Below are 25,193 nucleotides of genomic sequence, written 5' to 3' on the forward strand. Positions count from 1 at the left end.
GCTGGGCCGTTAAACTAAAGGGAGCGGCGTTTGCTTGACGGACAAGTCATGAGAACGCCATTTTGTTGTCAAGGATGCGGCATATGAGCCGCTTTCGGATGTCAGAATCGGATCGGACCAAGCTGGTGGAAGAACACCGGTGATAAGTAAGGAGTCTTTACATGAGTGTGCAAACACCTACATTAGAAGAAGCGCAGGGTCTCCTGCAAAAATATTATGGCTACCCCGACTTCCGTGAGGGACAGAAAAAGATTGTAGCCAGCCTACTCGAACGTGAAGATACGTTGGGGATTATGCCAACTGGGGGCGGTAAGTCGATCTGTTATCAGATCCCCGCTCTGTTATATTCGGGTCTGACACTTGTTGTCTCCCCGTTGATCTCATTGATGAAGGACCAGGTCGATGCGTTGACGACCGCCGGAATTGCTGCCGCGTATATTAATAGTACACTTAGCGGCAAAGAAGTGAATGATCGCATCCGCGCGGCGCAGCGCGGTGAGCTGAAGTTGCTCTATGTCGCGCCTGAGCGACTGGAGCTGGATTGGTTCCGCGAGGAGATGGGCTATTTGCCGATCTCTTGCGTTGCTGTGGATGAGGCCCACTGTGTATCGCAGTGGGGGCATGATTTTCGGACAAGCTACCTGGCGGTAGCGCCGTTTGTGGACAGTTTGCCGGAGCGGCCGGTGGTTGCGGCCTTTACGGCTACAGCGACGCCCGAGGTCATGGGCGATATTCTGCGTTTGCTGCGTTTGCAGGACCCGCAGACGTATGTGACCGGACTTGGGCGGGATAATCTGGCGTTTAGCGTGCTTCGCGGCGAGAGCAAGAAGGACTTTGTCCTGAATTATGCGCGCGAGCATGCCAGCGAGCCGGGGATTATATACGCCGCGACCCGTAAGGACGTGGACGATCTGCATCAGCGTTTGTTGCAGGCGGGATTGCCCGCAGGACGCTACCATGCCGGGATGACGGACGATGAACGGTCCCAGAGCCAGGAAGCTTTTTTGTATGATGATATACGGGTGATGGTGGCGACCAATGCGTTCGGGATGGGGATTGATAAATCGAACGTGCGTTACGTTATTCATAACAGCATGCCGAAGAACATGGAAGCATATGTGCAGGAAGCTGGACGTGCGGGTCGGGACGGTGAGCCAAGCCAGTGTATTCTGTTATTCGGGGCACAGGACATTATCACCCAGAAATTCTTGATCGAGCAGAATCCGATGGAGGGCGACCGGAAACAGAACGATTACCGGAAGCTACAGCAAATGGTGGATTACTGTTACACGACACGTTGTCTGCGCAGTGCGCAGCTGGATTATTTCGGTGAGGTGCATGACGATACACCGTGCGGTACTTGCAGTTCCTGTACGGACGACCGTGAGTTGGTAGACATGACGATTGATGCACAGAAAATATTCAGCTGCATTCACCGCATGCGTGAACGGTATGGTGTATCATTGGTAGCTTCGGTGCTCAAAGGCTCTCGTGCCAAAAAGGTACTCGATTACGGCTTCAACTCTCTGCCAACCTATGGCGTGATGGGTAATCGTACGGAGCGTGAAATTTCGGAGATCATCAACGTGATGGTATCCGAAGGATATCTGATGCTGTCCGAGGGACAGTATCCGGTCGTTCGTCTGCAACCACTGGCGGTCGAAGTACTCAAAGGCCAGCGTGAAGTGATGCAGCGTGTGGTCCGCAAGACAGCGGCAACGGCTTCGGGTACGAACTACGGCGGACGTCGTGGTCGCGATGCGATGCCATCTGCGGTCAACGAGACCGTATTCGAACAGCTGCGTCTGATCCGTCGTGATCTGGCAGCCAAAGAGCATGTGCCATCGTACATTATTTTCAATGATGCGACTCTGCGCGAGATGAGTGTGGTATGTCCACAGACAGAACGTGACATGCTGGATATCAAAGGGGTCGGTGAGGTCAAGTACCGCAAGTACGGACTGCCGTTCCTGGAGTTTTTCCAGAAGCAATCGGGCGAAGAAGTGGATACGGATGACGATGCGTTTTACGAGTATGAGTAGGTATGAGCACGTATAAGTAAGTATGATCAATTATGAGCGAGTTTGGCTGGATGGGATGGAGTGAGAATTTTTGTTACATTCGCCCTTTCAAGTCTTTGAAGTTCGTGACACGTAAAGCTTAATTGATCTAAAAGTTGGTAGATATGCTTCATGCAAGTCGATGGTTCGTCCATGATACGGGGGAAGCGTTCGGCAGAGGTTCGAGGCTAAAACCTAGAGGCTAAAGGCAGTAAAATGTGGATATCGAATTGCGGATGGAATGCGAATGAGGTCTTTTACAGGTTGAAGTTGAGTTTGAGGTTAATTATGATGTCTCCTCATTGTGGACAAAAGAAGGTAAATTGTCTTTTAAAGGGTGGACATTGCCGATCGCATTGGCCGATAGTAGATTATACAGCATGTAGTTTGGTTGGAGACACTTTATGCTGTATGTTGTGGTCTGGGTTTGGTGGGGTGTATATGCCTTTTTGAAAAGAGTGTCCACTCTTTGAAAGACAAAAGTTGAATATGTCCATGAGACATGGAATGGCTAGTACAAAAGGGGTTTAGATGAACAGCATCCGGGGCAGGATGGCTGCGATGCTTTCCTTTTATAAAAAATATGTGGTCTGGGTGTCCAGGCAAAGGTTGTGAACCATGAAGGTTATTCTTTCTACATTAAATGCAAAGTACATCCATACCTCTTTGGCCTTGCGGTGTCTGAAAGCGTACAGTGAGAAGGATTTTGATATTGACCTGGCGGAGTATACGATCAAGGACCCGGTGATGAATATTGTGTCTGATCTGTATCAGCGCGGCGCGGACGTGATTGGTTTCTCGTGTTACATCTGGAACATTGAAGAGACGATCAAGGTCATTGATAATCTGAAAAAGGTTATGCCGAACGTGAAAATTCTGCTTGGCGGGCCGGAAGTGTCCTACGACACGGAATATTGGATGAACCGGATTCCAAATGTCGATTTCATCGTGATGGGTGAAGGGGAAGAGACGTTGCATCAGCTCTTGACGGAGCTGGAAGGAAGCAAGAAGTTCCACTTTGTCTATGGACTGGCGTATCGCAAAGGGGAAGAGGTCATTCTCATGCCAGGACGCCCGAAAGCGGATCTGAACGATCTGCCGTCACCGCATCGATTTGATGAGGATATCCCGGAGCTTGGGAAGCGGGTTGTTTATTTTGAGACCAGTCGGGGCTGTCCGTTCAGTTGTCAGTTCTGTCTGTCCAGTATTGAGGTCGGCGTGCGGTATTACGATATCGAGCGGACGAAGTCAGATATTCTGTATCTGATCGAGAAGGGTGCAAAGCTAATCAAGTTTGTGGACCGGACATTCAACATCAAGCGGGATTATGCGCTCGAAATGTTCAAATTCCTGATTGAGAATCATCAGGGGACAGTATTCCAGTTTGAAATTACGGCAGATATTATGCGTCCCGAAGTACTGGACTATCTGGCAGAGAATGCGCCGCCGGGCACATTCCGGTTCGAGATCGGGGTACAGTCCACGAACGATCCGACGAATGAACTGGTGAAACGCCGTCAGAATTTTACCAAGCTGAGCCGTACCGTCAATAAAGTCAAAGCTAGTGGCAAAATCGACCAGCATCTGGATCTCATCGCCGGACTGCCGGAGGAAAATTACGATACGTTCCGCAAAACGTTTAATGATGTGTTTGCACTGGGGCCGGAAGAGCTTCAGCTCGGATTCCTCAAAATGCTGCGTGGTACAGGTCTGCGTCTGGATGCGGAGAAGTACAACTATACGTACATGGATCACGCGCCGTATGAGATTCTGGGCAGTGACGTGCTGCCGTTCAGCGACATTGTGCGCTTGAAGCGGTTGGAAGATGTACTGGAGAAATACTGGAACGCACATCGGATGGACCATACGCTGAAATATCTGATGGAGCAGGAGTTCAACTCGCCGTTTGATTTCTTCCAGGCATTTGGGGATTACTGGGAAGGTCAGGGTTGGCAGAAGATTGGTCACCAACTGGAGGATCTGTTTACTCGTTTGCACAGCTTCCTGGAGTCGCGGAATACGCCGCATATGGATATCGTGCTCGGCCTGATGAAGCTGGACTATTTCCTCGGTCACAAATACAAACCACGCAAAATCTGGTGGGAAGATCCGCTTCAGAAAGACCAGTGGGCGGGTTATATGAAAACGTTGGCTGAACGTCCGGAAGACGTTCGCCTGCCACGTGTTGCCGGCGCCGCAGGCACGGCATGGCTGGAAAGCAGCGGCACGGGTGCGAGTGCCGCTGGGGCAAGTTCGGCTGCTGCCGGAGAAGACTCTGCCGCAGATGCGGCGGGTGTGATCGGCAGTGAAGCCGGGGGTACAGCGTCGCGCGTTGCGGGCGACGCAGTTGGGTCAGCCGTCGATGGAGCGGCGGACATGGAGGACGGCAACGCTTCGCGTGCGTTGCCGATGACCTCGGCCATGACCGCACAGACGGTCATGGGTGCCCGTGCTTTCGCCGACCTCGGTCTCGGCGAAAAGGAATTGCAGAAGCACACCGTATTGGATGTGCTTCCGTTCCGGCTTGAGCGTGTGCTAGCTGGCGCCAGCCCGCTTGCCGCGAAAGGCCAGACGCTGCTGGTCGTTGTATACCAGCAGCATGAAGGGCAGCAGGCGCAGTATTACACGCTGCCGCTGGGAGAAGAAGCCGCTGCAATATAGATGCAGCGGCCTGATACGAGCTGCATGGCCTATTGGCATCATTCAGCAGGAAGATGTGCCACGGCTTTACGGTCCGTGGCACGTTTGGGGCAGGCATCACCGCTATGTGCGGGGGATGCCCGACTTGATGAGCACCGCGCTATTGACCGCGGTGCTTCTCCATGAGGTGCTGCCCATTGGGCGCAGCACCTCATCCTTACGCGGCTTGTCATTGCACAAGTCGCGCTCCGCTTCACTTTAACCCAAATATATATGTTCCGAAAGCATCGGAAGGTCGTCTGATTCCCTAGGGGATGAAGAAGGGCCTTCCTTTTTGTTTTTCAGAAAGAGTTTCCTATGAATGAACATGCTACTACCACAGAGACGATTACCATAACAAAAGGTTCCGCTGAATTACTGCACATCTACATCCCGTATAACCCTGCATATATTGAGCGCATTCGTCGGATTAAGGGCAGAAGGTGGGAATCCAAACCAAAAGTGTGGATCATCCCTTACACCACAGCTGCTATACAGGAGTTCATGAATCAATTTGATCCAGTTGATGTCCAGATTGCCCCGGAGTTGTGGGTGGAAAGCGAAGATTTACAGCATTGGAAAACTAGCAAGGGAAGTAATGTATGGAGTAAAGAGTCACTTCAGAAGGAATTAACATTACGAGGATACAGCCGTAAAAGAATTAAAGCGTATTGTAATCAGGTCGAACGTTTTCTGAGTAGCCTTGCGCTTAAAGATACCGATGTGACTAGTTCCAAAGTTCAGACGTATTGTTTAGGTTTGCTAGAGCAAGGGATCTCCCATTCAAGCGTGAATCAGACGATCAGCGCAATTCGTTTCTATTGCAAACATGTACTCCATCATCCTACAGAAATCCAGTATATTCGTCCCAAAAAGCAGATAAAATTACCTAAAGTCATGTCAGAAAAAGAAGTTGCTCAACTACTCAAATCTGTTACCAATCTAAAGCATAAGACGATTCTGTTTCTTACGTATTCTTCTGGTCTTCGTGTTGGCGAAGTCGTTCGTCTTCAATGCAGCGATCTGGATATTGAGCGTCAGACACTTATTGTACGGCAGGGAAAAGGTCAGAAGGATCGGAGAACTCTTCTCTCTAACCTAGCTTGGGAAATTGTGCAGGAATACATTACGGAGTATAGACCCAATCGTTGGTTATTTCCGGGACAATCTTCGGATCGGCATCTTACCGAACGCAGCGTACAGAAGGTTTTTGAAGAAGCTAGACAACGCGCAGGTATTGTAAAAAAGGTTAGTATTCATGCCTTAAGGCACTCCTTCGCTACGCATTTACTGGAAAACGGAACAGACTTGCGCTACATTCAGGAGCTACTTGGTCATACGAGTGCACGAACAACTCAGCGATATACGCATGTGAGTATGAAAAATATCCAGCGTATTCAGAGCCCGCTGGATCGTTTGGATCTGGGAGAGTGAGTTCTCCTATAAATCTACCTTTTTCACCAAATTCTTCTTCGCAAATACCACAGCATCGGTTATCATAGACGTAGTTCGGATATCAGGCAAGATCCGTGGTATTTACGAAGTGCATAAATTAGATGTTAGGTGAAATTTCTGAAAATGGAGGAACTAATTTGTGGGATAAATTAATACAGCTCGATGGTGAAACATTAAAATCAGTAATTTCGCTTTTCGCGTTATTTTTTTCATTACTAGCTATAGTAATTACTTTTTGGAATGTAAATAGACAACGAGTTGCTAATCTAAAGAATGACACTGAAAAATTTAAAAGAGAATTAAATCTAAAAACATGTGATGAGTTCATTGAAAAGATATTTAGTGCTAAACAACTGCTGCAAAGGACGCGAAGTCTTGAGGGACAATTAAGGTGGATGATATTTGGAGCTAAGTCGCAAGAAGAATTTAATGAAGATTTATGGGGGATTATTGAAGATAAGAGCATAGAGGATTTATGGCTGTACATTCTGAAGAGAGAAATAATTCTTAAAAAGTACAAGGGAGATTGTGAAAAACTGTATAAGGAATGGGATAGATCTACACAAGAAATTTGGAAATTTAAGAACTTTTGGATTCCAGGGAGAACAGATCAAGAACTTTTTGAAGAAATCATAAAACCTAATGAGGTAGCTGAACCTTTAATTGAACTAACTGAAAAATTACAGAGACAGATTCAGAATGATTTTTTAGGTCATATTTATCAAAATAAGATTTGAAATATAGACCAGTTATGTTTATGAATGAAGTCAGAAACATCACCTAACATAACATTCCTGCATCGTCGCTGACGCTCCTTGGTCGCCAAGGGGGATTTCGAAGTAGTGATTTCATGCGACACATTCAACCAGCTAAGTCTGACGACCCGGACCTACGGTCCTTAAGCTGCTTGAACGTCAGGAATGCACAAACGTTATCAGAAAATACTGAAAAGAGGTATAGTAAAATCAATTCCAAAAACTTAATTGAATGGTCAGAGAAGTATGCGGTTATAGAGCGGACAAAAAAAGGTTTTATAACATATATGGAAAATTGGAAAAAAGAAAATAGAGGTGACTTCTGGGACACTTTTAAGGGCAAGTCAAATTTAAAGTTAATCAATTCAGAATTTTATTCTTTGCAACTGACATACATTAATGAATCTAATGACTTCGTGTATTGTAATTTAAATATTATGTACATTGGAGAGTATGTAGGGAGCTATAGAATGGTCTTTACACTTGATGGTGAAGTTGCTGACGATTCAATTGATATTGATAGATTTATGGATAAGATTATTAATGAGGGTACTACAAGAGTAGAGATTATTAAAAAAGCTATAAAACATGGGTATTTAATAGATGAAATAGCTGGACTTGTAGAACTAGATAAAGATTTAATAAAACCATTATTTGAAAGTTAATCAAAGAAGTTAGTAACTTCTGATAACATAATATTCATGCTACGGCTCCAAGTGGAGCCTTGGTCTGCAAGAGGAATTTCGAGGAGGCATTTCAGCAGACAACCCTGTGGGGTTTCATGAATACAGGAACGTTAGATGAAATTACCGAAATATGAATTCAAATTACTATCAAGAAGGAAGCTGTCGTACAAGATGATTATAAAAGATCAAGTTATGGAAATGCTATTAATTTCGAGTCCATCTTATAAAAATAGATATGATAAATACATTAAAGAAAATTATAAACCGGGAGAAGAAAGATTGATTTATATAGAAGTATGTGATTTTATCCATCATCTATTTGATAATTATCTGAAGCGCGAAGTGGATGAATTCGATAAAATCTTTGAACTTATTGAAAGATTACATACTGATGGAGACGATTTTGTAAAAGAATTAGCTACCGTAGGATTTTTGGAAGATCTTCAGAACATATTATTGCGGCAGAACATTGATTTAATTGTTTTTGAAGTCTATTTAAGACCAGTATCAAGAACTTGGTGGAATAATTTAATTGATTTTTGGAATGGAAAAACGGGATACCTTGGAGGGCCATTAAGAGAATAATAGGATTTGAAGTTAATTCAAAGAAGTCGGTGACATCATCTAACATTATATCCACGCATCGGAGCCTGACGGCTCCTCGGTCCGCCCGGAGAGATTGGCAGGAAATGGAATCAGGCGGACACATCTGCACCGACTAACCGCGTCGCGGCCGGCTGCTGGCGCAGCCTTAAGTCGGTGAGACGTCGTGGATACAGAAACGTTATGGGAAATTGACCAAGACACTAACAAGATTTAATACCAATGTAAAAGTTCATATCATTTTTCGATATTTATAGCTTTCTCAATTTTCGCTTCCAACTTATCAATGTTACTAGGCCGAACATAGTGAATAACTACAATATTTTTATTTCTATATTTATCTACTACAGGCTGTGGGCTGAGCCGTTGCGGGAGCCGGACACATAGTTGGAAGGGTACAGGGAATTATGGGAAGATCGGTTTGACAGACTGTGCGATTATAAGGATCAGGGCAACGGCATGGAATCCTGGGGCAAAGCGCTGTATAAGGAAATTGAAGCGCCGGCGCGTATTGTGATGATGGATGTATTCTCCGACGCGGACGGCAATATTACTGAAGGCATGCCGAAGGGCATTACGGAAACCTGGGAGCGTTTGGCGGTGCGTCTGTCTGGCCAAGCTTCAGCAGGCTTAAGCAGTCCAAGGCAAATTATTATCTTCGCAGACATAATAGACCGACTGGAGACCGCCCATATGTTGCGGTTTTTTGTTTATAAGGAGCAAGAGTCGATAGAATGCATCGGATCGGTTTTTCAAGCTCCTTCATCCCACTTGCAGGTTATCTTCCGACATTAACGATTTTTCTGACCCATGTCGGCTCATCCGTCGCAGCGCGTACAAGGCAGTCGGCACAATCTGCGAAGGGCAGCGGCCGGAACGGGGCAATGCGTGCCGACGGACCTGCGGTATAGCTCAGAGTGGCAGCAGCATTACTCAGCCCCGACGGTCTTACAATAACCCAATCCAGATCACTCCGCTGCACCGCATACTCAGCCGCAGCCTTATCCTTGATCGCTTTTGAGAAGATACGGCGATTAATACCCATCGCCCACCGATTGCCTGCGGACAGCTCTTTGCCGTCGCTCAAACCAATGCCGCTCTGCATGACCAGGCGCTTAACGCCGGCACGCTGACAAGCCTTAAGAATATTCGGAATTCCCTCAGACATGACTGTACCCGGTGAGAAGTTTGCCGCAAGGATATTCAGGATTCCCTTTGACACGACGGTACCCGGCGAGGAGTTACTGGCCGGACCAATGCAGCTGATTACCACATCCGTACCAGCGATGACTGCGGCCATACTCGACGCATCGAATACATCCCCCTGCCGGATGATGAGCCGCTCTGCGGGGGGAATGACTTCCGGCCGGCGGGCTACGGCTATAACCTCATGTCCCAACTCGAGTGCCCGTTCCACCACTTTTCTTCCAGTTCCTCCTGTTGCTCCAATAATCGCAATTTTCATTAAAACGTCTCCTCTTTATTAGTGATTATAGTTATTTTCATCCCCTTACACGTACATAAATGCACAGTAGAGTGCTAAGGAACTTATATGTATAATTGTAAAGAGGAAAAGAAAGTCTGCAATTAGCAAAAAATCAGGTTCCGTGCATTAGTACACAAAACCTGTAGCATTGTGCATTTATTCTCAGGAAAGTCGGTGATTCTCCAGTGTTAAAGATAGATCGAAGGATACGCAAATCACAGGAAGCCATAAAAAAGGCTGTTGTTGAACTGATGATTGAAAAAAACTTTGATCAAATTACGCTACAAGATATTTCCGATAGGGCAGATGTTAGCCGAAGGACCATCTACCTACACTACATGGACAAATTTGATCTTCTGGATAAGCTCCTCGAAGAACATATTGACGAGCTGCGGGAACTCTGCGATACGGCAGGCCAGGACGCCGAGTATATGGATGTAGGGTTGTTATGGTTCGAGTATTTGGAGAGGCATTATTTATTCTTTTCCGCGATGCTGGCAAGTAAAGGAAGTCCATTTTTTCGTAATCAATTTCTTGCGTTTTTCCTCCAAGAGTTAGGGAAGAAAGAGAACAATTTGCCTGAAGAGAGCAATCAAGAATTGGCTGATGGGGAGATAGTTGATATTCAATTTTTGGGATCAGCTATCGTGGGGATAGTGGAATGGTGGTTCAAGAATAAAAAGCCTCTCTCGCCTTTGTTCATGGCTGAGCGGTTGGGAACGCTGCTTGAACGGAATCTTGAAGCTGATTTTCCGCGTGCCTGAAGCAAGCTTCTACGTGGTGTCCATGCACAAATTTCAAGTTTTGTGCCGCCTCGCAGGCTGCATACACGCCGTGAAACTGGTCATTCCGCCGAAGAAAAACCGCAAGCAGCTGGGTGAGTATGACAAGGAACTGTACCGTGTCCTTCACCTGATAGAGAACGCGTTTTCACATTTGAAGCGCTGGCGTGGAATTGCTACGCGGTATACTAAGCATGCAGCTTTTTTTGTTGCTGCCGTTCAGATTCGTTGTATTTCCTTATGACTCAAGGTATTAACCTAACTAATGTCGACACGATCTAGCGTTTCTGTCGTTGTAGTAATTTTTTTTCTTGAAATGCCTCAATGGCTTCCTTAGATGAGTTGAAATTAAAACATTATCAGGATTTTTGTTTTCTTGAGACATTTTAAATTGATAGGGTAATTTTCCTTTCATTTTTATCTCAAAGGGAGGATTTACTTCAGCGTATTCAAAGAAGAGGTCAACATCCCATAACAATATATTCACGCTGCGGGCATACGCCCTGGGTCCGGCATACGCCGGATACCCAGCCTGCGCTGGGTCGTGAATACAGGAACGTTAGATGAAATTCCTGAAAACGAGATAAAAAGATGAAGTAGGTGAAGTTTAAGTTGTCTTATATGAAACCAGTAATCCGAGAACCTTATTACGATAAACCTAATTGGATTGAGAATGAAGTGAATCGAAAGGAATTTACTTTTTTATCCTCAGAAAGTAGTGAAGCAGAAGTTGAATTGTTTTTACTGCATTTATTTGGATACAACAGCATTGATGTATCGAAGTCTTTCGAGGAATCTTTTGAAGAGCTATTTGAGCAAGATGAAGTAGCGCTACTAGGTGGGGCAGCTTTTATAAAGGATGATGAGACATGTATCATGCCTAGCTGCTGTTGTGGGCTAGAAGAAATACAATCAATAGAACATTCAATCCAAGCTAAACAAAGTCCATGGCTTGGGCATGACCCATCGCCTGGAATTCAGTATTTTGATGATTACGCCTTAGTATGGTCAGATGATCCGGAACCACTTAAGGAAGAACTCATAAGCATTAAGTTTACCTATAATGAACTGGCAGAAAGCCTTAAGAAATGCAAAAAGGACTTATTGGAATTTATAGAAGAACCATTATATAAATGGATTAAGGTAAGAGATGGTGACATAGCGAATCGAATGAAGCAAAAGATGTTTCATTGGTTTTTGAAAGAAAATTCAAATAAAGAATAGTGGTGAACCAATATGGATATTCGATCCTTGATTTACTTATATGGCAACAAGACATGAATTGGCCAATTGCACTAGAAATACTTAAACCAGAGCTAGAAAGAATAAGGAACTACCCAACAAGTGATGAGATACAAAGTGATTTAATAGAAGAAGTAGAAGTAATACTAAAACGACTCTTGTAGGTAGTACATAGAAGGGGAGTACTTCTGATAACAGAACATTCGAGCTGGGGCTCCTGATGGAGCCTTGGTCTGCGGGTTAAATTTCAAGGAAGTAGTCTATTAGAACAACGGTACAAGAAGCATAAGAAGGAGTTTATATGAAATATACTAAAGCATGTCTTATAGTCATTCTTATCATCTTGTGTAGTACGGGATGTGGAACAAGAGAAATGATAGAAATTAATTATAATGTGCAAGAAATACCTAATCATGATTTTATGCTTACTGTGAATAACTACTTTCAACATTTTGATGATATCCGGAGATGGAAAGACTACACGACAGAAACATATGTGAAAAGCGTATATGCATGGTGTACAGGAGACTATACAGAAGAAGCAACAGTCGATGAGATGGTTAAAGTATATTATCAATTGAACAAGGATTCTCTTAAGTTAGAATCGGTAGATATAAATAACATTGAAGTAAGTGAAAATGATGAGATCTTAATTGAAGTATCTAGAACATGGGAAGATGGCCAAAAAGATGAATCCACGTATTCCATACTCTTCGAAAACGAGGGATGGAAAATTGACGATCGAATGTGAACGTTGATTGGAAAGCACTAGCATATGTATGAATGGTTTGAATGAACTGAAGGTATACTTGCGAAAACAAAGAAGCCGGGGCATTAAATGTCCGGCTTTTTTGTCGATCCTATGTCTCTAAACTCGCACAACAAGAAGACTTTCCCGACACAAAATATGGTGAATAGGGAATCGTGTAATCGTACCCATTGAATAATTAAATTTACATATAGAATAGTTCTATAAGTATACCCGTTGACGATATTCCCACTGGGATGATATTTTTAGATCAATTAATTCCTACTTAACATGTATGAATTGGTGGTTTAAAAATAATATAAAACATAACGGGGGATAAAAACATGAAAAAATGGTCTGTTTTAACACTAACTACTGCACTAGTTCTGGCGTTGACAGGATGCAACACCGGGGGAGAAGCGAAGACGGCATCGGGAGCTGAGGGGGCAAACGAACCAACCCAGATTATTGTGGGAACAGGCACACAGTTTCCAAATGTAGCCTTTATTGACGAAAATGATAAGCTGACGGGTTACGATGTAGAACTGGTCAGAGAAATTGATAAACGGCTTGATGATTACGAGTTCGAGTTTCAGACACTGGAGTTCACCAACTTGCTGCTGAGCCTTGAAACGAACAAGATTGACATGGTTGCACATCAAATGGAAAAAAATCCGGAGCGCGAGGAGAAATATCTGTTCAACAAAGAAGCGTATTCCCATTGGAAAAACAAAATTGCCGTTCTTAAAGATGACAACTCCATTCAATCCATTGACGATTTGAAGGGCAAGAAAGTATTTACTACAGCAACCAGTGCACAAGCCATCTTGCTGGAAAACTACAACAAGGAGCATGACAATGCACTTGAGATTGTGTATTCAAGTGGTGTGGCCAACGATTTAATCTCACAACTCAAGTCCAAACGGGTTGTAGCGTCTATAGCTGCAGACTTTACCCTTCCACTTATCGATCCAAACAACGATTTGAAACTGGTCGGTGCGCCGCTTAGTGAATCAGACACGCTGTTTATGTTCCGCAAAAACGACCCTGAGCAGCAAAAACTCGCTGACCGTGTCGATGAAGTGCTGAAGGAAATCAAGGCTGACGGCACATTGAAGCAACTGAGCGAGCAATGGCTTGGTTTTGACGCTACGCAATCGGAAGCCAAATAACACGTAGAGGAAAGGCAGGTCGCTGCGATGGGTGCACCATTTGAATTCAGTTATGTCATTGACTACTTTGTAAAGCTCCTACCCACCATCAGTACTACGCTTCTAATTGTAGTTAGTGCAATGGTGCTTGGACTTATCATCAGTTCCATCGCGGCACTGCCGCAGATGTATAATATTCCGGTGCTGAAACAGCTGTCTAAGCTGTATGTATCCTTTTTTCGCGGTACACCGATCCTGATTCAACTGTTTTTGTTCTATTACGGTGTACCGGAAATTTTAGGTTTGTTCGGTATTAATGCCAATCGTGCACCTGCGCTGTATTTTGTCATTATGACTTACTCGTTGAATAGCGGAGCGTTTATGGTAGAGATGATTCGGGCTTCAGTCGCATCTGTGGATCGGGGGCAGGTCGAGGCTGCTTATGCGCTGGGCATGTCCGGCCCACAAGCCTTTTTCCGGATTGTATTGCCGCAGGCATATGTGACGGCACTGCCTATATTCTCCAATATGGTGATTGGCAGCCTGAAGGATACATCACTTGCTTTCAGTGTGGGTGTCATGGAGATGACCGGTAAATCCTCCACACTGGCGACGATCTCTCGTCATTTTATCGAAGCGTATATCTCACTGGCTCTCATTTATTTTGTTCTAAGCTTTGTGCTGGATCGGGTGTTCCGTGTGCTTGAGCGGAAAGTACAGAAGAGGGGGTTTGCTCCGATATGAGCTTTGATCTTTCCTTTGTATGGACCGCTTTCGTGGAGCTTCTCGGTGTCATCCCGATTACGCTGGCGATTACCGCTGTATCGGTTGTCTTCGGTTTTATCATCGGCACAGCCGTTGCGCTTGTCCGCCAATTTCGGATTCCTGTGCTGAGTCAGCTGGCGGCTGCCTACGTTACATTTATTCGCGGTACGCCAATGATTACGCATTTGCTTCTGATCTATTTCGGTCTGCCCATGGTGATTGACAGTGTGACAGCATCGCTCGGACTTGGATTCAACTCCGCGTCGATTCCGTTGATCGGCTTTGCCTACCTCGCATTTTCGATTACGGCTGGGGCTTATGCGTCAGAGATTGTTAGATCCGGCTTGCTCTCGGTTGATCGCGGGCAGATCGAGGCTGCTTATTCCCTTGGCATGACAGCATCGAAGGCGATGCGCCGAATTGTGCTGCCACAGGCTTTTTCGGCGAGTCTGCCCAACATTTCGAACATGCTGATTGGTATGCTGCATGGTTCAACGCTGGCATTTGCGGTCTCAGTGGTGGAGATTAACGCCAAGGCGCAAATTGTCGCATCGACCAACTGGAAGTTTTTTGAGGCGTATGTAGCGGCAGCTCTCATTTTCTGGGGTCTGACCATAACTATTGAAAGACTGACCGCGCTGGCAGAGAAGCGGTTCAGGGCGTACAGCCGGGGAGGCGTGTCATGATTGAACTAAAGCAAATACACAAAAGCTTCGGGGATAACAAAGTGCTTTCGGGAATTGACCTGAGCGTAAAGCGCGGAGAGGTTGTTGCCATTCTGGGACCAAGTGGTTCTGGCAAAACAACACTTCTACGCTGCATTAATTATTTGGAGAAGCCGGATTCTGGGCATATCAGCATCGGAGACTTTACCCTGAATTACAAGCAGCATAACAAAAAGGATATCCATGCTCTGCGCCAAAAGTCAGCGATGGTATTCCAGCAATATAATTTATTTCGCCACAAAACGGCGCTGCAAAATGTGATGGAGGGGCTTGTCGCTGTCCGTAAAGTGCCGAAGGAGGAAGCAAAGGCGCGCAGCGCGGCCTTGCTGGAGAAAGTTGGCCTCGGAAACAAGCTCGATGCGTACCCTAGCGAGCTGTCTGGTGGACAGCAGCAGCGCGTCGGCATTGCACGGGCGTTGGCGATGAATCCAGAGGTCATTTTGTTTGACGAGCCGACCTCTGCTCTGGACCCCGAACTTGTAGGCGAGGTGCTGGCTGTCATTCGCCAAATTGCGGAGGAAGGAATAACGATGATCATCGTTACTCACGAAATGGGTTTTGCGCAGGAAGTAGCGAACCATGTTGTATTCATGGATGGCGGTGTCATTGTGGAGGAAGGCGATCCGAAGCAGTTATTCCGATATCCGAAGGAAGAACGCACGAAGCAATTTCTCAAACGCATTACGCCTGACGCCGCATATTCGATATAAGAGAATCAATTTCATAATACCTTTAGCTACTTCAATCAAGGCAAGATATAGATCAAAACGATTCAATTTGTCTATATCTTGTTACAAAAAACCATTTTTAGTGAGTTATGAAATTGATTCAAGCAACATTGGAGGGGGACTGTACATGTCATTTACATTAGGAATTTTGGACCAAAGCATCGTGTTTCCCGGCCAGACGGCTGCGGAGGCGCTGAACAATACAGTAGAACTGGCGAAGCTCGCGGAGTCGCTTGGCTATGATCGGTTCTGGGTAGCAGAGCATCATGACTCGGAAGGTGTTGCCGGATCATCGCCAGAAGTGCTCGTATCGTATTTGCTGGCACAGACCCATACAATAAGGGTCGGCTCCGGTGGTGTAATGCTCCAGCATTACAGTCCATATAAGGTAGCGGAAAACTTCAATATACTTGCGACGCTGGCCCCGGGACGGGTTGAATTGGGCATCGGGCGAGCGCCGGGCGGCTTACCTCGTTCCACGAAGGCGCTGCAAAAGGGAGTCGCAGAGCCGGAAACGCTGGAAGACAAATTGGTGGAACTTAAGGACTTCCTGCATTCTCCGGCGAGTGAATCCCATGCGCAGCCAGGGCTGACGGCTCATCCGTTACCAGGACAGCCAGCGGGTATTTATATGCTGGGTACGAGCGTTTCCAGTGCAGAGCTGGCTGCAAGGCAGGGGCTTCCTTATGCGTTCGCCCTATTTATTAACAGTGATCCCGAGACGGCACGCGCTGCGTTGGATGCTTACCACACACAGTTTAACGCTGAGCAAGGCGGGGAGCCACAAGCGATTCTGGCTTTGTCTGTCATAGCAGCAGATACGGAGGAAGAGGCTAATGCGCTGGCGGGACAGCATAAAAGTGTACGTGTGACGCTGGCCAGTGGCAAAACCGTTAATGTGCAGACGTTAGAGCAGGCAGCGGAATTCGCAAGGCAGGCGGGAGAAACGTATACGGCGGTTGAGCGCGAAGCGGACATTACTCGCGGTACGAAGGAAACGGTGCGAAAGCGGCTGCTCGAACTATCGGAGGAATACGGTGTGAACAGTTTTGTATTCACAACGATTATTCCTGATTTTGATAAGCGGACCCGTTCCTTCCAGTTGCTTAGAGAAGCATTTACAGAGGAACTGGTGCAACGTTAATAATGTTCACAATCGAATTCATTTCATAATACAGATCGGAGAGCGGTAATCATGGGGAACGCAACAGGGAAGACAACATCAATCATATCGGCGTATGTAGACGCTTATGAAGAGATTGAACAGGAAATCGCGGGACTGACCGAGCGGCAGTTGAAATGGAAATCGTCTCCATCCTCCTGGAGTGTTACCGAAGTGCTGGCGCATCTGGTGGACCACAGCATCGTCGTTTCCTTTCGCATCCGGGAAATACTAGCAGGATCTAAAGCGACGTTACCCGGTTTTAACCAAGATGCGTGGGTTGCTGGACAGAAAGCAAATGAGGAGCAAATCTCTCACCTGATTACGATTGCTCATGGCCTGGTTCAATACAACTCAGGGCTACTGGAGCGCCTGGGCGATGAGGAATGGAGCAAAACCGGCATCAACTTCAAAGGGGAGGCGGTATCTCTTTCTGCGATCATCCCGGCTTTTGTAGCTCATGTGGAGAACCATCTCAACCAGATTCGCAGAATCAAGCAAGAAGCGGCTGAAAAGCAGGTGCAATGATGGGAAAGACTGAGGCGCAATCAACGGAAAAGCAACAACCGAATCCGAGCAATGACGGCCGGGAACTGATCATCAGGGAAGCGGCAGCCGATGACGTTCGCTTGCTGGAGGCCATCCTGTTTGAGGCATACAGCCAATATGAACAAGAGCTTCCTCAGGATGTATGGCTTGCCTATAAAGCAAGCATTGTAGAAGCTATTAATAAATCGTCAACGATAGCCAAGCTTGTAGCAGAACTGGACGGAGAAGTTGTAGGCAGTGTGTTTGTATATGCTTCATCCGAGACAGCATACGGTAATGCAGAGCTTGGCATCCATTCCCCGATTATCCGTCTGCTGGGCGTGACTGGTAAGGCGCGCGGCAGAGGTGTGGCTACAGAGCTCATTCGAGCCAGCGCCAAACTTGCGAGAGAACAAGGTGCGGATACGTTGTACCTTCATTCCTCGGACATGATGGGAGAGGCCATCCGTCTCTATGAGCGACTGGGCTTTGAACGAGCCCATGATAAGGAGTTTACTACAGGGCAGACGTTAGTCAAAAGCTATCGTTTGCAGTTGGCTGACACTACACTGCTTCAATAAATGGATCAATGCGGGAGGGTGACCATGAGTAAAGCGAAACAGCTTAAATTAGGCAGCATTATTTTGGGTGTTGGTGGAACGATGTCCAGTTGGCGTCATCCCAGTGTGCCGGTGGATGCCAGCGTTAATCTTGAGTTTTACACACAGCAGGCCCAAACAGCGGAACGAGGCAAATTCGACCTTGTGTTTATTGCCGATGGGCTGTTTATCACTGAAAAATCAATTCCTCATTTTCTAAATCGCTTCGAGCCACTTACGATTTTGTCTGCGCTTGCGGCAGTAACCACCCGAATTGGGCTGGTTGGCACGCTATCCAGCTCGTATAGTGAACCCTTTAACGCGGCCCGTCAGTTTGCTTCTCTCGATCATATCAGTAAGGGGCGCGGAGGCTGGAATCTGGTCACATCGCCGTTAGAAGGCTCGGCAACAAACTATAGCAAAGAGTCGCATCCGACCCACGGGGAGCGTTACGAGATTGCCGAGGAGTTTTTGGACGTTGTGCGCGGTTTGTGGGACTCCTGGGAGACGGACGCCTTTGTGCGAAACAAGGAGACGGGCGTCTTTTTTGATCCTGCCAAGCTGCACCGTGTCAATCATGAAGGTAAGCATTTTAAGGTAGCGGGGCCGCTCAACATTGCACGTACGAAGCAGGGACAACCTGTAGTGTTTCAGGCTGGCTCGTCGGAGCCTGGAAAACAGCTTGCGGCGAAGGGTGCCGATGCAGTTTTTACAGGGCAAAACTCGATTGAGGACGCAAGAGCATTCTATGAGGATGTGAAGCGGCGTACCGTGGAGGAAGGACGCGCGGCAGACGATCTTGCCATTATGGTAGGCATTGTTCCGATTATCGGGAAAACCGACGAAGAGGCGGAGCAGAGATATCAGGTGGCTGCGAGACAGACTCCGATTGAGGAAGCGCTGGACGTGTTGGGCCGGTTTTTCGACCATCATGATTTTCACCAATATGCACTGGATGAGCCATTCCCGGAGCTGGGGGATCTCGGTCAGAACTCGTTTCGTAGCGGCACGGACCGAATCAAAGCAAGAGCCCGCGAGCATGGACAAACTTTGCGGCAGGTTGCTCTTGAAGCGGTGGCCCCACGTTCTCCGTTCATCGGCTCGGCCGAGACGGTAGCGGATACGCTGCAGCATTGGTTCGAGACAAAAGCAGCCGATGGCTTCATCGTACACCCGATTACGCCAGAGGATCTTAATATTTTTGTGGATAACGTCGTGCCGATTTTGCAGGAGCGCGGTGTGTTTCGCACGGAATATGAATTCGATACACTGCGGGGACATCTGGGTTTGCCTGTGCCGGAAAACCGTTATGCAAAGCAGCCGACAGCAGCTGAAGCACTTTGAACAAAACGTTTGCAGATAGAACGGATATAAAAATGAGATTACATTAACTGAGAGGGGAACCGTAATGTCGAGAGAGGGTCAATTAAGGCTGGGAACATCACTGCACGGCGTCGGCTCCAGCGTTTCGGGCTGGAGACATCCCGAGCTGCCATCAGATGCAAGCATCAATATCGATTTTTACATCCAGCAGGCTAGACAGGCGGAGGCCGGCAAGCTTGATTTTGTATTTATTGCCGATGGCTTGCATATTACAGAGCAGTCCATCCCCCATTTTTTGAATCGTTTTGAGCCACTTACTGTCCTGTCTGCTCTTGCCGCATCGACCAGAAACATTGGACTGGCAGGAACACTCTCCACATCCTATAGCGAACCGTTTACGGTGGCTCGTCAGTTTGCATCCCTGGATCATCTCAGCGGTGGACGCGCAGCGTGGAATGTAGTGACTTCGCCGTCGGAAGGTGTAGCGGACAACTTCAACAAGGGGGGCCATCCGGACCATGAAACCCGTTATCGTATGGCGGAAGAGTACGTGGAGGTAACACGTGGATTATGGGACTCCTGGGAGGACGATGCGTTGATTCGGGACAAGGAAAGCGGTGTGTTCTTTGATCCGGAGAAGCTGCACAAGCTGAATCATAAAGGCGAATTTTACGAGGTGGCCGGACCGCTGAACATTGCGCGTTCGAAGCAGGGGCATCCCGTCGTTTTCCAGGCAGGCGCGTCGGAATCGGGCCGGGATTTTGCTGCAAAAACGGCTGATGCTGTATTTGTCCACGGTCAATCGCTGGAGGAAGCCAAGGTGGTATACGATGATCTGAAGCAGCGCGCGGTCTCCTTCGGACGTAAGCCTGAAGACATACTGATTCTGCCGGGCATTGCACCCATTGTGGGACATACCGAAGAGGAAGCCCAGCGTAAATATGATGAGGTTCTCCATCTGGGCTCCGTTGATGATGCGGTTCAATATTTAAGTCGTTACTTTGATTATCATGATTTTACCCAATATGATCTGGATGAGCCTTTTCCGGATTTAGGCGATTTTGGTTCCAATGGATTCCGAAGTTTTACGGATCAGATTAAGCGGGAAGCACGGGAGCAAGGATCGACACTACGCGAGGTTGCGTTACATGTTGCACAGCCCCGATCCCCGTTTTTTGGTACACCTGAAACAATTGCCGACAAGATGCAGCTATGGTTCGAAGAGGGGGCAGTGGACGGATTCATTATCCTGCCGACTGTACCGGATGGACTCGAAGCTTTTGTAGAGTTGGTCGTGCCTGTGTTGCAACAGCGTGGACTGTTCCGTACGGAATACGAGCATGATACGCTGCGGGGAAATCTGGGACTTTCAGTGCCTGTTAATCGATACGTGAAGCAGGGTGGGTGAATCATTAGGCAAGAAAAGTTGATTCATAGTATATTGATTATAAAAAGAAACCGTCTCTATCCAATGGTTGGGTGGTACCTCCATTTCACCAAAGAACGGTTTCTTTTTTGTTTTGTCATTTGAGTACGTTTTACAGAGAGCGTCTATTCATTCATAATCTGTTAATGAATGATTTCTCCAGATTAAGTTTAACGGTCAATGGAATTAGAACGAATCAGGCCAGTAAACTGGCAACCATCTTTAAAGATAATTTGGAGGCCTATTTGGCTGTTGAGGAAATCCCTGATTACCTGGCGAACTTTTTTTTGTAAAAGAGCTTCAAACAAGATATGAAATGGAGAGCTAAAGAATTAATTAGATGAAATCCGAGAAAATAATGGAGGTAACAGAATGGATCTGAAAACGTACTTGGCAGAATATTTTCCAAACCTGACCTTAGAACCGCCTCTTTTTTATAATGGGGATGTTGGAATACGATTCGAACTTGGCAATTCTCTGATGTTTGGAATGAGTACGGAGTATTACATGGAACAAGTTTATCATCGATCACTTGAATTATTTAAGGCTCTTCATGATCAAGAAGATGAAGTCCTATTAATAACTCAAGCTTATTTGGGAGATAGGCCTAAACACAAAGTGAAAAAATTGAACCTGTACAGAAAATATATCAAGAAGAAAGGGCCGATTAGAGCCTTGAGCCTTGAGATATTTCCAGGTTTGGATTGTGAACCAGATGACATGCAAGATCCAAGAAACACCATGTATAGGTACTGGACTAAATGTAGAGTTGAGGACTTGAAATATAATCAGTTAATCAAAGCTATATGTAATCATGATGTTGGAATTAAGCCAAAGATTTATCATAGGGTGTATTTTGTTAATATAAGTAAGAAAACGATATTTCATATCTATGATGATAGAGGTTGCGATGTTATTTCAGCATCAAGGGAAGAACTAATGGGTATTTATAAAGAATATAACGATTGGATTCTAGATTATGATCGAGAGATAATTAACAATGTATTTCTAGGATAATGCGGGAAAAACCTGAAATTTAATCGAACATAATTCCTAATGGAATGCATGGTCGATGAACCAAGACCGTGTTCAGATGTAAGGAGTAAGGATTATGGATAAAAAAGAAAAGAATTTTATTATTGCTATAATTGTACTTGCTGTAGTTGTACTGGGGACTATATGGTACCTAAAAGTGGGATATTTATTAAGGAAACCAGAGATGCCCGAGGCAAAAATTGCAATTCAGACCCAAATGGTCGATGGTGGTGCGATTAGTTTACGAAATGCTGATTACACGGAAAATCAAATCAAGGTTGGATATGAAGTGAAAGGGTTTAGTTTGATGGAGTATAACATTTCTTGTGAGCTTTATCGTGACGGGAATTTGATTTCAACTTCTGGCTCAACAGGTGGCGGTTTGATAGAACTGGACGAAAAGCATTATTACTTCATTGGTAGTGAGAATATAACTCAAATGAATCTGCCTGAATCTATACATCTAAACGTGGAGATTAAAGTGATACCCAATGATTTTAGACAAAAATCGATAACTTCATCCTTTGACGTAAGCCTTGATAAAGAAGTGCAATAGATAGAAGAGGGCAGCTATTCCCGGTGATTCAGACAACTGTTAGAGGGATGATTGTTGTATGGTGAATGCCTCAATTCAAATGGTACTTCTTCATGACAGAGTTACGGAAAGTTTCGTATTCTGATAACGCTTGTGCAGTGGAGGATTGAGGTACACTATATTGACTTATCCCTTCAAGGCTGAATTTGCCTAAGTTATCATTAATTAATCCATAATCACCAAAGGAGTTTTTCATCAAGAAGAGCACACTTTTATCACCTTTCTGCAGTTCTACATAGTCATTAACTGTGTACTTGACGTCTCCTTCCAGGCTGACGGGTTCAATGATTGTTAATTCGTTCTGATCAGTAGGAAAATCGTTCGGTTGCTTTAATATCTTTTCAATCTTGATGTTTGTATTGGTGTGAAAGGATTGCATAGTCCCATCATCAAATGCAGTAATAACATGCTCTCGATCTCTGACATCTGCTGTGGCATAACCAATGACGATCAGTTCAGCGAACGCATCCAGCTTATCAATTTTATGAAATGTTAAGGAGTTGGACGAAAGGTTGACGACTTTATGAATGGCTACGTCCGGTTTCGATTGACCATTTACGTAAGCGATTGCACCAGAGAAGATAGCCGATAAGATTAATACAGAGACTAGTACAACCTTCCTTTTGAAAAAAGACATGATATCATCCTCTCCGTTAGATTTAGTATTTTGAAAGTATTTTGCTTCATTTCTACTATACACATATCTGATAATTATTGTGAATTAATAATATAAACCTAATAGAATATCACTATTAAATTTAACATCGAAAATATAGTGGAACCAATGAAAAGGTGGGAACGCTTGTACGTAGGAATGGTTACAGATAAAATATATACATAATTAAAACTTGAAGGAGAATGATTCCCAATGACGTTACTAAACTTATTTCATGAAAAACCAACCAAACTATGGAGCGAAAGAATGATTGAAGGCGGAGATGAGATTTTTACGGAAGAGAGATTACTCATGTCTGACAAAGCCTTGGATAACTTTTTAAACCAGTTAATAACATTACAAGAAACGAAACATCCTGAGCATATTATGAAAGCTGTAGAAGAAGTTGTGGTTACATTTAATGAGATGAATGAGGAAAATGGCTATTTCATTGAAACGATGGAACGTGAAGAATTGGCCGATTTTATCGACAAGGCAGCTAGGCTTGCTGGATTAGACATTGAGGACGATGAAGATATTACGGAAGAATGGAGAGAGTGGTAATTCAGTTGAATTGTAGCAATAATTTTAATTATAAGGGTGATAGATATGGAACGAGGACTCATTATATTTTTGAACGGAACGTCAAGTTCGGGGAAGACGAGCATCGCGATGGAAATGAAAAATCAGGGAGAGGTTCCGTTTCACCATCTATCTGTAGATCAATTTCTTCATAATTATGATCAGTTTATCGACAATACATATCCAGATATGAAACCAACAAGAGAAGTGGAACACCATGTGATGACAGATATCCTGTTCGACCCATCAATTCGTTGTACTGTGCAACCATTAAGCTGTTTTCGGAAATGAGTTTGAATGTCATCGTGGATACGCTGATCAGCAATGACAAGTGGTTTAACGATTTTTATAATTTACTATCGGATTATCCGATATTGTTTGTAGGCGTGCATTGCTCCAAAGAAGAACTCACCAGAAGAGAGCAGAGCAGGGGAGATCGCGAGATTGGACTGGCCCATTCCCAGTTCGACTACATATACTCCTATGATGAATATGATCTGGAAGTGAATACGGAAGAACTCAGTTCAGCTGCATGTGCGGAAAAGATACTAAGTTATATGAAGTCCGAAAAGGAATACTCGGCATTTAAGAAGTTAAGCAGAAGAGAGGTAAAAACATCGTAAAAGAAATGAATTTAAGACCAAGGCTGGTAAGCTGGCGTTTTGATGATGAGGTAAGATCGGATAACTTGGAAGAATGGAATTGGATAGAGATCACGATAGTTTTTACAGATGGTTCCAGACGATGGAGCATCTTATATACACCAGAACGTTTGCTAAATAACTTGTCTCGACCGGACATAGACCCACCAGGTCTTCATATGCAGCAACTGATTGTTGTTAGAAGCTATGAAGTGGATGACATTGAGAGAGTGCTGAACGTTTTTGATGAAGAAGATAAATTGATCGAGGCATCAAGGGAATATCCAGAGTAGCTTCGAAATGATGAGTTCTATATCAGATGTGTTAATACATGTTTATGTTTTATGTCTTGAAAAGAAGATTGGAAGGTTGTCTGATCTCTATGGAGTAGAGAAGGACCTTCCTATTTGTTTTTAAACCTTTGGTGTACAAGGGGGAGAACGTTATGAATCCCGAAGATCATATTCAACAAATGTTACAGGCGATCATTAAAAAAACACAATCCATCATCAACGATACTGGTAAACAATCCTTCGGCTCTTTGGCGTATTTCATGGAGCACATGATAGCCTACCGGGATGAACAGCAATACATGTCTAACGAGTGGCATATCCGCACACCGCGCTGGCTAGGGGAGTATGGAAATACGCCGGAGGAAGAAGAGCTTCTTTCAGACATTTACCGATTGCAAGCGTACATTGCAGAAAAGTTAAAGGGCGGATAAGCAGCTCGCGATGTCGCATTAGTCCGGCTGAAATGTCGCAAAAGTACATGGTAACACG

General features: G+C 45.3%; 28 protein-coding genes and 1 pseudogene. 27 read left to right on the plus strand and 2 right to left on the minus strand.

What is annotated here, in order from left to right:
- Positions 1-161 precede the first annotated feature (161 nt).
- The 7 genes from recQ (at position 162) to MHI06_RS07595 (ending at position 9,033) form a co-directional block, all read left to right on the plus strand.
- On the plus strand, positions 162-2,042 hold the full coding sequence (gene recQ, locus MHI06_RS07565) for a DNA helicase RecQ (protein ID WP_340401019.1): 1,881 nt from the start codon (positions 162-164) through the stop codon (positions 2,040-2,042).
- A gap of 636 nt (positions 2,043-2,678) precedes the next feature.
- A complete protein-coding gene (locus MHI06_RS07570) occupies positions 2,679-4,721 on the plus strand; it encodes a B12-binding domain-containing radical SAM protein (protein ID WP_340401020.1) in 2,043 nt (680 codons plus the stop codon).
- 336 nt (positions 4,722-5,057) lie between these two features.
- Positions 5,058-6,173 carry a tyrosine-type recombinase/integrase gene (locus MHI06_RS07575; protein ID WP_340401021.1) on the plus strand — a complete coding sequence of 372 codons (1,116 nt, stop codon included), beginning with the start codon at positions 5,058-5,060 and terminating at the stop codon, positions 6,171-6,173.
- A gap of 122 nt (positions 6,174-6,295) precedes the next feature.
- Entirely contained in the window at positions 6,296-6,931 is a 636-nt protein-coding gene (locus MHI06_RS07580; RefSeq protein WP_340401022.1) for a hypothetical protein, read from the plus strand.
- A gap of 113 nt (positions 6,932-7,044) precedes the next feature.
- Positions 7,045-7,614 (plus strand): hypothetical protein, encoded by a 570-nt coding sequence (locus MHI06_RS07585; protein WP_340401023.1) that lies wholly within the window; start codon positions 7,045-7,047, stop codon positions 7,612-7,614.
- A 192-nt stretch (positions 7,615-7,806) separates the two neighbouring features.
- Positions 7,807-8,220 (plus strand): hypothetical protein, encoded by a 414-nt coding sequence (locus MHI06_RS07590; protein ID WP_340401024.1) that lies wholly within the window; start codon positions 7,807-7,809, stop codon positions 8,218-8,220.
- A 405-nt stretch (positions 8,221-8,625) separates the two neighbouring features.
- The gene (locus MHI06_RS07595; RefSeq protein WP_340401025.1) at positions 8,626-9,033 is read left to right on the plus strand and encodes a hypothetical protein; all 408 of its coding nucleotides are present in this window, start codon (positions 8,626-8,628) and stop codon (positions 9,031-9,033) included.
- Here the strand turns inward: MHI06_RS07595 and MHI06_RS07600 are convergent.
- Positions 9,017-9,703: an NAD(P)H-binding protein gene (locus MHI06_RS07600; RefSeq protein ID WP_340401026.1), complete on the minus strand. Its 687-nt coding sequence runs from the start codon at positions 9,701-9,703 to the stop codon at positions 9,017-9,019. The genes MHI06_RS07595 and MHI06_RS07600 overlap by 17 nt on opposite strands.
- A gap of 206 nt (positions 9,704-9,909) precedes the next feature.
- On the opposite strand from MHI06_RS07600, the gene MHI06_RS07605 reads away from it, so the two are divergent.
- The 15 genes and pseudogenes from MHI06_RS07605 to MHI06_RS07675 all read left to right on the plus strand — a co-directional run bounded on the left by MHI06_RS07605 (position 9,910) and on the right by MHI06_RS07675 (position 22,494).
- Entirely contained in the window at positions 9,910-10,488 is a 579-nt protein-coding gene (locus MHI06_RS07605; protein WP_340401027.1) for a TetR/AcrR family transcriptional regulator, read from the plus strand.
- 73 nt (positions 10,489-10,561) lie between these two features.
- A pseudogene (locus MHI06_RS07610) lies at positions 10,562-10,750 on the plus strand (IS5/IS1182 family transposase); the annotation flags it as partial.
- Between the two features lie 377 nt (positions 10,751-11,127).
- The gene (locus tag MHI06_RS07615; protein ID WP_340402078.1) at positions 11,128-11,730 is read left to right on the plus strand and encodes a hypothetical protein; all 603 of its coding nucleotides are present in this window, start codon (positions 11,128-11,130) and stop codon (positions 11,728-11,730) included.
- A gap of 319 nt (positions 11,731-12,049) precedes the next feature.
- Positions 12,050-12,499, plus strand: a complete 450-nt coding sequence (locus MHI06_RS07620; RefSeq protein WP_340401028.1) for a hypothetical protein — start codon at positions 12,050-12,052, stop codon at positions 12,497-12,499.
- A 341-nt stretch (positions 12,500-12,840) separates the two neighbouring features.
- Entirely contained in the window at positions 12,841-13,668 is an 828-nt protein-coding gene (locus tag MHI06_RS07625) for a transporter substrate-binding domain-containing protein (protein ID WP_169479053.1), read from the plus strand.
- A 27-nt stretch (positions 13,669-13,695) separates the two neighbouring features.
- Positions 13,696-14,391, plus strand: a complete 696-nt coding sequence (locus MHI06_RS07630) for an amino acid ABC transporter permease (RefSeq protein WP_076330079.1) — start codon at positions 13,696-13,698, stop codon at positions 14,389-14,391.
- Positions 14,388-15,098, plus strand: a complete 711-nt coding sequence (locus tag MHI06_RS07635; protein WP_340401029.1) for an amino acid ABC transporter permease — start codon at positions 14,388-14,390, stop codon at positions 15,096-15,098. Before MHI06_RS07630 ends, MHI06_RS07635 begins: the two co-directional genes overlap by 4 nt.
- Complete coding sequence (locus MHI06_RS07640) at positions 15,095-15,847, plus strand: amino acid ABC transporter ATP-binding protein (RefSeq protein ID WP_340401030.1); 753 nt, start codon at positions 15,095-15,097, stop codon at positions 15,845-15,847. Before MHI06_RS07635 ends, MHI06_RS07640 begins: the two co-directional genes overlap by 4 nt.
- 145 nt (positions 15,848-15,992) lie before the next feature.
- A complete protein-coding gene (locus tag MHI06_RS07645) occupies positions 15,993-17,009 on the plus strand; it encodes an LLM class flavin-dependent oxidoreductase (RefSeq protein WP_340401031.1) in 1,017 nt (338 codons plus the stop codon).
- A gap of 51 nt (positions 17,010-17,060) precedes the next feature.
- Positions 17,061-17,555, plus strand: coding sequence for a DinB family protein (locus MHI06_RS07650; protein WP_340401032.1), 495 nt, complete (start codon positions 17,061-17,063; stop codon positions 17,553-17,555).
- On the plus strand, positions 17,552-18,136 hold the full coding sequence (locus tag MHI06_RS07655; protein WP_340401033.1) for a GNAT family N-acetyltransferase: 585 nt from the start codon (positions 17,552-17,554) through the stop codon (positions 18,134-18,136). The genes MHI06_RS07650 and MHI06_RS07655 overlap by 4 nt, the downstream gene beginning before the upstream one ends.
- A gap of 24 nt (positions 18,137-18,160) precedes the next feature.
- Positions 18,161-19,498: an LLM class flavin-dependent oxidoreductase gene (locus MHI06_RS07660; protein WP_340401034.1), complete on the plus strand. Its 1,338-nt coding sequence runs from the start codon at positions 18,161-18,163 to the stop codon at positions 19,496-19,498.
- 64 nt (positions 19,499-19,562) lie between these two features.
- Positions 19,563-20,885, plus strand: a complete 1,323-nt coding sequence (locus MHI06_RS07665) for an LLM class flavin-dependent oxidoreductase (RefSeq protein ID WP_340401035.1) — start codon at positions 19,563-19,565, stop codon at positions 20,883-20,885.
- A 390-nt stretch (positions 20,886-21,275) separates the two neighbouring features.
- The gene (locus tag MHI06_RS07670) at positions 21,276-21,920 is read left to right on the plus strand and encodes a DUF3885 domain-containing protein (RefSeq protein WP_340401036.1); all 645 of its coding nucleotides are present in this window, start codon (positions 21,276-21,278) and stop codon (positions 21,918-21,920) included.
- A 94-nt stretch (positions 21,921-22,014) separates the two neighbouring features.
- The gene (locus MHI06_RS07675; RefSeq protein WP_340401037.1) at positions 22,015-22,494 is read left to right on the plus strand and encodes a hypothetical protein; all 480 of its coding nucleotides are present in this window, start codon (positions 22,015-22,017) and stop codon (positions 22,492-22,494) included.
- Positions 22,495-22,564: 70 nt separating this feature from the next.
- Here the strand turns inward: MHI06_RS07675 and MHI06_RS07680 are convergent, their stop codons facing one another.
- On the minus strand, positions 22,565-23,170 hold the full coding sequence (locus tag MHI06_RS07680) for a hypothetical protein (protein WP_169479044.1): 606 nt from the start codon (positions 23,168-23,170) through the stop codon (positions 22,565-22,567).
- A 231-nt stretch (positions 23,171-23,401) separates the two neighbouring features.
- Between MHI06_RS07680 and MHI06_RS07685 the strand changes: the two genes are divergently transcribed.
- The 5 genes from MHI06_RS07685 (at position 23,402) to MHI06_RS07705 (ending at position 25,135) form a co-directional block, all read left to right on the plus strand.
- Positions 23,402-23,752 carry a hypothetical protein gene (locus MHI06_RS07685; protein ID WP_340401038.1) on the plus strand — a complete coding sequence of 117 codons (351 nt, stop codon included), beginning with the start codon at positions 23,402-23,404 and terminating at the stop codon, positions 23,750-23,752.
- Positions 23,753-23,866: 114 nt separating this feature from the next.
- On the plus strand, positions 23,867-24,061 hold the full coding sequence (locus MHI06_RS07690) for a hypothetical protein (protein WP_340402079.1): 195 nt from the start codon (positions 23,867-23,869) through the stop codon (positions 24,059-24,061).
- Positions 24,058-24,393 carry a hypothetical protein gene (locus tag MHI06_RS07695; protein WP_340401039.1) on the plus strand — a complete coding sequence of 112 codons (336 nt, stop codon included), beginning with the start codon at positions 24,058-24,060 and terminating at the stop codon, positions 24,391-24,393. The genes MHI06_RS07690 and MHI06_RS07695 overlap by 4 nt, the downstream gene beginning before the upstream one ends.
- A gap of 65 nt (positions 24,394-24,458) precedes the next feature.
- A complete protein-coding gene (locus MHI06_RS07700) occupies positions 24,459-24,704 on the plus strand; it encodes a hypothetical protein (RefSeq protein WP_340401040.1) in 246 nt (81 codons plus the stop codon).
- A gap of 152 nt (positions 24,705-24,856) precedes the next feature.
- Positions 24,857-25,135, plus strand: a complete 279-nt coding sequence (locus tag MHI06_RS07705; RefSeq protein WP_340401041.1) for a hypothetical protein — start codon at positions 24,857-24,859, stop codon at positions 25,133-25,135.
- Positions 25,136-25,193 lie beyond the last annotated feature (58 nt).

It is taken from the genome of Paenibacillus sp. FSL H8-0079, assembly GCF_037991315.1.
Lineage (GTDB): Bacteria > Bacillota > Bacilli > Paenibacillales > Paenibacillaceae > Paenibacillus.